Origin of the sequence: uncultured Microbacterium sp. (assembly GCF_963521645.1) — a bacterium.
Classification (GTDB): Bacteria; Actinomycetota; Actinomycetes; order Actinomycetales; family Microbacteriaceae; genus Microbacterium.
This window is the reverse complement of the sequence record NZ_CAUQVQ010000034.1, coordinates 19,804-27,894: the sequence shown is the minus strand read 5'-3', so window position 1 is coordinate 27,894 and position 8,091 is coordinate 19,804. Positions and strand designations below refer to the sequence as shown.

The window sequence follows — 8,091 nt, the reverse complement described above, 5'->3', positions numbered from 1 at the left end:
GTCCCGACCGGCCCCGGCCGCTACCTCGACCCCGAGGCCGCCGCCGCCGGTGCCGCAGCGGTCGCCGCGCAGGGCAAGAAGTAACAGCGCAGACGAAAGGGGGCGGATGCTGACAGCATCCGCCCCTTCCGTGTCCGTGCTTACTTCTTGCCCTGCGCGGCGACCGCGGCGGCTCCGGCTGCGGCGGCCTCGGGGTCGAGATAGCGCCCGGGTCCGGTGGGCACGTTGTTCTCATCGAGTTCGTACACGAGCGGGATCCCGGTGGGGATGTTCAGCTCGGCGATGTCGTCGTCGCTGATGCCCTCGAGGTGCTTGACGAGACCGCGCAGCGAGTTGCCGTGGGCCGTGACGAGAACCGTCTTGCCTGCCTCGAGGTCGGGGACGATCGCGTCGTTCCAGTAGGGCAGCAGACGATCGATCACGAGCTTGAGCGACTCGGTGCGGGGCACCTCACCGTCGATGCCCGCATAGCGCACGTCGTGGACCTGGCTGAACTCGCTGTCGTCGTCGAGCACGGGCGGCGGCACGTCGAACGAGCGGCGCCACAGCTGGAACTGCTCGGGACCGAACTCCTCGAGCGTCTGCGCCTTGTCCTTGCCCTGCAGCGCACCGTAGTGACGCTCGTTGAGACGCCACGAGCGGGTGACGGGGATCCAGAGGCGGTCGGCTGCGTCGAGCGCGATGTTGGCGGTCTGGATCGCGCGGCTGAGCAGAGAGGTGTGCAGCACGTCGGGGAGGATGCCGGCCTCTGCCAGCAGCTCTCCGCCGCGGCGGGCCTCGTTCCTGCCCTGCTCGTTCAGGCGGACGTCCACCCATCCGGTGAAGAGGTTCAGTTCGTTCCACTCGCTCCGGCCGTGACGGAGCAGGATCAGGGTGCGCTTCGAAGTCATGGGCCCAGTTTATCGGCGCAGCCGGACGCGTCCATGCCCCGGCCCTGCGAGGATTGACGCATGGCGTCATCTCCTCTCGGTCGGCCGACCCGCGGCACCACCGGGACGAACCGACTGCGTCGCAACGACCGCTGGATCGCATCGAGTCCCGCCTTCCGTCGTGCGGCCGATCCCCTCGTCATCGACCTCGGCTTCGGCGCGAGCGGCGTCACCGCATTCGAGCTCTCCACCCGACTGCGCGGCGTGCGTCAGGATGCCGAGGTGCTCGGACTCGAGATCGATCCCCTCAGGGTCGCGACCGCGAACGAGCAGCTCCTCGCCGTGCGCGAGGGCGACACGCCCTTCGACCCCGATCTGCGGGTCTCGTTCCGCCGCGGCGGCTTCGAGGTCCCGCTCCCCGACGGGCGTCGCCCCGCGATCATCCGCGCGATGAACGTGCTGCGCCAGTACGACGAATCCGATGTCGCCGAGGCCTGGCGCACCATGGCGGCGCGCCTCTCGCCGGGCGGGCTGCTGATCGAGGGCACCTGCGACGAGATCGGCCGCGTGGCGAGCTGGATCGACGTCGACGGCGACGCGACTCCCCTGCGCTTCACGCTCTCTCTCCGACTCGCGGAGCTCGAACGCCCGAGCATCGTCGCCGAGCGACTGCCCAAGGCGCTCATCCACCGCAACGTGCCGGGCGAACGCGTGCACGCTCTGCTCATCGATCTCGACCGCGAATGGCATCGGGCGGCCGCGCTGTCGGCGTTCGGCGCGACCCAACGGTTCCTCGCCGTCGCGGCGGCGCTGCGCGAGAACGGGTGGCCGATCACGGGAGGCAAGACACGATGGCGTCTGGGCGAGCTCACTCTGCCCTGGGAGGCCGTGAGACCCCTGCCGTGAGCGCAGCCTGCGCCCGGGTCGGTCAGGCCGTGTGACGCGGGTCGGGCGCCGTGGGTCGGCGGGACAGCCGCGTGATGCGGGGGATCTCCGCCGTGGCACCGGCATCCGCGGGAACGATGACCTGCTGCGTCGCGGCGATCTGCACTCCCTCTGCGCGCACGATCAGATCGCCGACCGGGGCGCGACGCGAGAGGATCGCGAGGGCGATCGGTCCGTCCTCGTGGTGCCGCGCGACGGATGTGACGGTGCCGACCTCGTCGTCCCCGGCGAAGACGGGGTCGCCCGGCGACGGCAGCACATCGTCACTGCCGTCGAGGTGCAGTGCGGCGAGACGGCGCGGGGGGTGACCGAGGTTGTGCACCTTGGCCACGGTCTCCTGACCTCGGTAGCACCCCTTGTCGAGGTGTACCGCGGTGCGGATCCAGTCGGACTCGTGCGGCAGCGATCGCTCGTCGACCTCGGCCGACCAGCGCGGACGCCACGCGGCCACGCGCAGGGCCTCTGCCGCGAGAAGGCCCGCGACGTCGTCCGATGAGAGGGTGTCGGCGAGAGCATCCGCCGCATCGCGGGGAACGATCGCGATCCGCCACGCGAGATCAGCGCCGGGATGCTCGGCGACCTCGGCGTACTGATGACCGCCCGCGCTCACGTGCTGCCAGGGGTCGACCCAGACGAGAGGCTCGCCGGTGGGCGCGGACGCCACGGAGCGGGCCCGCTCCGCCGCGACTCCCCCGTCGACGAACCCGATCAGGCCGAGCTCGGGGCGCACCTCGACCGTCGCCTGGGTGCGGAACTTCATGCGGACCAACCAGGCCGCGAGCGCCTCGGCGTCGCCGGCGTCTGCGATCAGCCAGGTCGAGGCGCCGTCGTCGATGACCCCGGCCGCGTGCTCGACGCGGCCCTGCGGGTCGAGCACCAGCAGCTCGGTGCTGTCACCGGCCCGGAGCCGGCCGAGGGCCTGTGACGTGATCGAGTCGAGCCAGCCGAGCCGCTCAGGCCCCGCGACCTCGATCACGGTCCGATCATCGAGGGGAACCAGCGCGGCACCGGTCGACAGACGCCGCTGCTCGCGGAACACGTCGCCGAAGTGGGCGATGCCGTGCTCGCCCTGCACGGCGCCGACGATCTCCGTGAAGCCGGGCATGTCAGACCTTCGCCAGGCGCGCGGAAGCGTGCGAGCGCAGCGGCGTGCCGAGCGCGGCGATGTCCCACGCCCACAGGAGATGACCGTCGACGAGCCCGTAGAGGCGGGTCGCGCTGCCGTACTCCTTGGCGCCCGCGGCGCGCACGACGGCGTCCGTCGCGATGTCGACCCTGGGGCCGTTGATCTCGCCGAGATAGAGCTCGAGCATCCCGTCGGAGTGCGCGATCGACACCTCGATCGGGAATCCCCCTGATGCCGCGCGCAGCTGTTCGACGTCGTCGACGCCGCGCTCGACGCCCTCGGCCACCGGAGGCAGCAGGCCGGGGCCGGCGTCTGCATCGGCAGCCGGACGGCTGAGGCGCCAGTATCCGGTCTCGGCGACGAGCGGAACGGACGCGGAGCCATCGTCACCCGTGAAGGTCGCCGTGGCGGCGTAGTTGAGGAACGGTCCTCCGTCGTGGCTGAAGCTCACGCGATGGGTGAACTCACCGCGCAGCTGCTCCCCGTCGACCGGGTAGTCGATGACGCCGGTGCCCTCCCACACGCCGATCAGCCACGAGAGCGGGACGATGTCGGCGGGGAGGTCGGTGGGGATCTCGATCACGACGAGCTCAGCGCTGACCGCGGAAGAGGTTTCGCAGCACCACGACCGAGACGAACGCGATCGCGAGACTCGCCAGGCCCAGAAGGCCGATGAAGAAGAATTCGAGCGCCATGAGGTCCATGCCTCCACCCTACCCTCAGCGCACGACGGTGTCTCGTCTCGCGGGCGATCGGGTGAGGCTCTCAGGAGGCCAGCGCGGCGAGGGCGAAACCTATCGAGATCATGCCCATCAGAAGGAGCGAGCCGATCGCGCTCCCGCCGACCCGGAGGATGAATCCCTGGGTGCGCCCCTGCCAGAGCTGCACGGCGAACGAGAGCAGCACCACACCGCCGAAGCACACCAGCAGCCACTGCGCGCGATACACCTCGGGCACGAAGATGCCGATGGCGATCGAGGAGATCAGCGCGACCCCCCAGACGGCGAGCACTCCACCGAACGCGTTACGCGGTGCGAGCGCTGGTTCGGTCATGACTCCATTGTGACCCATCGGGGGCCGGTATCATTACGGCACGGCGATACTTCAGCCGTCCGGAAGGAGTGCGTGTGGCCCAGGTCCTGGTCTTGACCAACGCTCCGGTCTCGGAGCAGGTCCTGCCCGCTATGGAGCTTCTCAGCCACCGCGTGCGACAGATCCCCGCCGAGCCGGCGCAACTCGTCAGTGCGCCCGACTACGACATCGTGATCGTCGACGGCCGCTACGACCTCGTCGGCGCGAAGTCGCTGTGCCGCCTTCTCCGGGCGGCGGGGCAGGCTGCTCCGCTGCTCCTGGTCGTCACCGAGGGCGGCATGAGCGCCCTCTCCGGCGACTGGGGCATCGACGATGTCCTGCTCACGACAGCCGGCCCCGCAGAGGCCGATGCGCGGGTCCGTCTGGCCCTCGCGCGCCGCGAGGAGACCGCCGAACCCTCTCGTGTGCAGGCCTCGGGGGTGGTCATCGACGAGCAGTCCTACTCCGCGAAGCTGCGCGGCCGGCCGCTCGACCTGACGTACAAGGAGTTCCAGCTCCTGCATTTCCTCGCCACGCATCCGTCCCGCGTCTTCACCCGCGAGCAGCTGCTCAGCGAGGTCTGGGGCTACGACTACTTCGGCGGCACGAGGACGGTCGACGTGCACGTGCGGCGCCTTCGCGCCAAGCTCGGCGATCAGGAGCAGATCATCGGGACCGTGCGCAACGTCGGGTATCGGTTCAACGTGCACGAGGACGAGAGCGTGCCCGCCACACGGTGACGCGGCGAGCCGCGTTCACACGCGCGTCACCTCTCGGTGCTTAGATGTACCCCATGATCGATCCCGCTCTCGCCGACGCAGGTCTCGGCGACGCCGAAGACGACGACTTCGACGCCATCGAAGCACCGGATGCGCTGCTCCCCGACCACCGCTACCTCGATCGCGAGCTCAGCTGGCTCGCCTTCAACCAGCGGGTGCTCGAACTCGCCGAGGACCCGTCGCTCCCGGAGCTCGAACGCGCGAACTTCCTCGCCATCTTCGCGAGCAACCTCGACGAGTTCTTCATGGTCCGCGTCGCGGGTCTCAAGCGCCGCATCGTGACGGGCCTCGCAGTGCCCACCAACATCGGCCGCTCCCCCGCCGACGCCCTCGCCGACATCGCCCGCGAGGCGCACGCGCTGCAGCTGCGGCATGCCGATGCGTGGCGGTCGCTGGTGCGCCCCGCGCTGGCGGAGTCGGGGATCGAGATCACCGAGTGGTCCGATCTCACCGATGACGAGCGCTCCAAGCTCTCGGAGTACTTCGGCGCTCAGGTCTTCCCCGTGCTGATGCCCCTCGCGGTCGACCCCGCGCACCCCTTCCCCTACATCTCGGGACTGTCGCTGAATCTCGCGATCCGCATCCGCAACGCCCGCACAGGACGTCAGGAGTTCGCGAGGCTCAAGGTCCCGCCCATGCTGCCGCGCTTCGTCGAGGTGCCGGGGAGCGGTGAGATCAAGCGCTTCCTGCGACTCGAGGAGCTGATCGAGAACCACCTCGGCGACCTCTTCCCGGGCATGGAGGTCCTCGACCACCATGCGTTCCGACTGACTCGCAACGAAGACGTCGAGATCGAGGAGGACGAGAGCGAGAACCTCATCCAGGCGCTCGAGGCCGAGCTCCTGCGCCGCCGCTTCGGCCCGCCGATCCGTCTCGAGATCACCGAGGACATGGACGAGGTCACGATGGATCTGCTCGTCCGCGAACTCGACATCACGGACAAGGAGATCTACCGTCTCCCCGCTCCCCTCGATCTGCGGGGACTGTTCGACCTCTCCCGGATCGATCGCCCCGACCTCCGCTATCCGCCGCACCTGCCGACCACGGCCGTGGCCTTCCAGCCCACCGGGAGCAACACGCGCGCCGACATCTTCAAGGCGATCCGCAAGTCCGACGTGCTCGTGCACCACCCGTACGAGTCGTTCACGACGAGCGTCGTCGCCTTCCTCGAGCAGGCGGCGCGCGACCCGCATGTGCTCGCCATCAAGCAGACCCTGTACCGCACGTCCGGGGACAGCCCCATCGTCGAGGCGCTGATCGATGCCGCCGAGGCGGGCAAACAGGTGCTGGCGCTGGTCGAGGTCAAGGCGCGATTCGACGAGGCCAACAACATCGTGTGGGCGCGCAAGCTCGAGAAGGCCGGCGTCCACGTGGTCTACGGCCTGGTGGGACTCAAGACCCACTGCAAGCTCGCGCTGGTGATCCGCGAGGAGGACGGCGTGCTGCGCCACTACTCGCACATCGGCACCGGCAACTACAACCCGAAGACGAGTCGCATCTACGAAGACTTCGGTCTGTTCACCACCGACGCGCAGGTGGGCAAGGACCTCACTCGTCTGTTCAACGAGCTCAGCGGCTACGCGATCGAGAAGAAGTTCAAGCGCCTCCTCGTCGCCCCGCTGCACCTGCGCAAGGGACTCGTCCGGCAGATCGACAACGAGCGCCGCAACGCCGAAGCGGGCAAGCCCGCAGGCATCCGCATCAAGGTCAATTCGATGGTCGACGAAGAGGTCATCGACGCGCTGTACCGAGCGAGTGCGGCGGGAGTCAAGGTCGACGTGTGGGTGCGCGGCATCTGCAGCCTCCGCACCGACCTGGAGGGCATCAGCGACAACATCACGGTGCGGAGCATCCTCGGCCGGTACCTCGAGCACTCGCGGATCTTCGCATTCGACAACGACGGCGACCCGCAGGTCTACATCGGCAGCGCCGACATGATGCACCGCAACCTCGACCGCCGGGTCGAGGCCCTCGTGCGGGTGACCGACCCGGCTCACCTGAAGGATCTGCTGGCGTTCTTCGACCTCGCGATGGACCCGGGCACCACGTCGTGGCACCTGGGCGCCGAGGGCGTGTGGACTCGGCACTCGGAAGACGCCGACGGAAAGCCTCTGGTCGATCTCCAGGACAAGACCATGGGGCTGATCCAGCGCCGACGACGCGCTCGGGCGGCCCGATGACGGCCCGCGCGACGACCGGGACGAAGAGCGAGACGCGGTCGAAATGGACCGACAAGGCCGTCTACGCCGCGGGAGCGGTGGTGTGGCGTCTCGTCGACGGCAAGCTGCGCATCCTGCTGATCCATCGCACGAAGTACCGTGACATTACTCTGCCCAAGGGCAAGGTCGACCCGGGCGAGATGCTCGCCGAGACCGCCGTGCGGGAAGTGCACGAGGAGACCGGGATCCGCGTCTCGCTCGGCGTGCCCGTCGGGGTGAGCCGCTACCACCTGCCGTCCAACAAGCAGAAGGTCGTGCACTACTGGGCGGCCGAGGCGACGGCGGAGGCCATCCGCGCTTCCACGTTCGTGCCGAATCGGGAGATCGCCGCACTCGAATGGGTGAGCCTGAAGAAGGCGCGGTCGCGCCTCAGCTATCCGGTCGACGTCGAGATCCTCGACTTCTTCGCGAACCTGGTCGATGACGGTGTGCTGCGCACGTTCCCGGTGATCGCGCTGCGGCACGCCAAGGCCCTGGCACGCTCCGACTGGGACGGGCCGGATGCCGCTCGCCCGCTGACCGACCGTGGACGCGAGCAGGCGCTCTCGATCGTCGGACCGCTGCGTGCGTTCGGCGTGCGCAAGATCGTCACGAGCGACGCCGTGCGGTGCGTGCAGACGGTGAAGCCGCTCGCGAGGGCCATGGACCGCAAGGCCGTGAAGACGGACAAGATCAGCCAGGATGCGTGGGAGGACGGAGACGACGATCTCCGCTCGGTGATCGGCCGCCGCGTGCGCTCCGGCAAGCCCGCCGTGCTGTGCAGCCATGGACCTGTGCTCCCCGGCATACTCTCGGAGATCGCGCTGGCCACCGGAACCATCCAGGGATCGTATGTGGGCAGTGCCGCAGACCTCGAGCCCGCGGCATTCTCGGTCGTGCATCTCTCGGCATCCAATCCCGGTTCGGGGATCATCGCGATCGAGACGCACATCCCCAAGATCTGAGGGCGGTGGCGTCAGGCCGGCAGCCGCGTCTTTCCGGGGATCCACCCCAGAGAGTCGCGTGCCGTTCACCTTCCGTTCACCTGTGTGGTCGAGTCTCGTTAACCGCCGCACTTAGCGTCACTGTGTGCCCTGCACCGG

At 68.9% G+C, this 8,091-nt stretch carries 8 protein-coding genes and 1 pseudogene; 5 read left to right on the top strand and 4 right to left on the bottom strand.

Annotation, left to right across the window (positions count from 1 at the left end):
- Positions 1-84 (top strand): annotated as a pseudogene (locus tag RWO82_RS15560) (phosphoglyceromutase); the annotation flags it as partial.
- A 56-nt stretch (positions 85-140) separates the two neighbouring features.
- Here the strand turns inward: RWO82_RS15560 and RWO82_RS09385 are convergent.
- Positions 141-890: a phosphoglyceromutase gene (locus tag RWO82_RS09385; RefSeq protein WP_210098604.1), complete on the bottom strand. Its 750-nt coding sequence runs from the start codon at positions 888-890 to the stop codon at positions 141-143.
- A 60-nt stretch (positions 891-950) separates the two neighbouring features.
- On the opposite strand from RWO82_RS09385, the gene RWO82_RS09380 reads away from it, so the two are divergent.
- Complete coding sequence (locus RWO82_RS09380) at positions 951-1,775, top strand: class I SAM-dependent methyltransferase (RefSeq protein WP_314426055.1); 825 nt, start codon at positions 951-953, stop codon at positions 1,773-1,775.
- A 22-nt stretch (positions 1,776-1,797) separates the two neighbouring features.
- Here RWO82_RS09380 and RWO82_RS09375 read toward each other — a convergent pair whose 3' ends face one another.
- From RWO82_RS09375 to RWO82_RS09365, 3 genes are all read right to left on the bottom strand, one after another.
- Positions 1,798-2,919 (bottom strand): glycine cleavage T C-terminal barrel domain-containing protein, encoded by a 1,122-nt coding sequence (locus RWO82_RS09375; protein ID WP_314426053.1) that lies wholly within the window; start codon positions 2,917-2,919, stop codon positions 1,798-1,800.
- 1 nt (position 2,920) lies between these two features.
- Positions 2,921-3,523 carry an FABP family protein gene (locus tag RWO82_RS09370; RefSeq protein WP_314426052.1) on the bottom strand — a complete coding sequence of 201 codons (603 nt, stop codon included), beginning with the start codon at positions 3,521-3,523 and terminating at the stop codon, positions 2,921-2,923.
- Between the two features lie 182 nt (positions 3,524-3,705).
- On the bottom strand, positions 3,706-3,993 hold the full coding sequence (locus RWO82_RS09365) for a hypothetical protein (protein WP_314426049.1): 288 nt from the start codon (positions 3,991-3,993) through the stop codon (positions 3,706-3,708).
- 74 nt (positions 3,994-4,067) lie between these two features.
- Here RWO82_RS09365 and RWO82_RS09360 point away from each other — a divergent pair, with 74 nt between their 5' ends.
- From RWO82_RS09360 to RWO82_RS09350, 3 genes are read left to right on the top strand one after another with little or no spacing between them, the layout of a single operon-like run.
- Positions 4,068-4,751: a response regulator transcription factor gene (locus RWO82_RS09360; protein ID WP_314426046.1), complete on the top strand. Its 684-nt coding sequence runs from the start codon at positions 4,068-4,070 to the stop codon at positions 4,749-4,751.
- A 53-nt stretch (positions 4,752-4,804) separates the two neighbouring features.
- Positions 4,805-6,970: an RNA degradosome polyphosphate kinase gene (locus RWO82_RS09355; RefSeq protein WP_314426044.1), complete on the top strand. Its 2,166-nt coding sequence runs from the start codon at positions 4,805-4,807 to the stop codon at positions 6,968-6,970.
- Positions 6,967-7,953: an NUDIX domain-containing protein gene (locus tag RWO82_RS09350; protein ID WP_314426043.1), complete on the top strand. Its 987-nt coding sequence runs from the start codon at positions 6,967-6,969 to the stop codon at positions 7,951-7,953. Before RWO82_RS09355 ends, RWO82_RS09350 begins: the two co-directional genes overlap by 4 nt.
- The last annotated feature ends 138 nt before the right edge of the window (positions 7,954-8,091 follow it).

Coding starts and splice junctions, on each gene's coding strand:
- RWO82_RS09385 (WP_210098604.1), bottom strand. CDS start 890: ATGACTTCGAAGCGCACCCTGATCCTGCTCCGTCACGGCCGGAGCGAG.
- RWO82_RS09380 (WP_314426055.1), top strand. CDS start 951: ATGGCGTCATCTCCTCTCGGTCGGCCGACCCGCGGCACCACCGGGACG.
- RWO82_RS09375 (WP_314426053.1), bottom strand. CDS start 2,919: ATGCCCGGCTTCACGGAGATCGTCGGCGCCGTGCAGGGCGAGCACGGC.
- RWO82_RS09365 (WP_314426049.1), bottom strand. CDS start 3,993: ATGACCGAACCAGCGCTCGCACCGCGTAACGCGTTCGGTGGAGTGCTC.
- RWO82_RS09355 (WP_314426044.1), top strand. CDS start 4,805: ATGATCGATCCCGCTCTCGCCGACGCAGGTCTCGGCGACGCCGAAGAC.
- RWO82_RS09350 (WP_314426043.1), top strand. CDS start 6,967: ATGACGGCCCGCGCGACGACCGGGACGAAGAGCGAGACGCGGTCGAAA.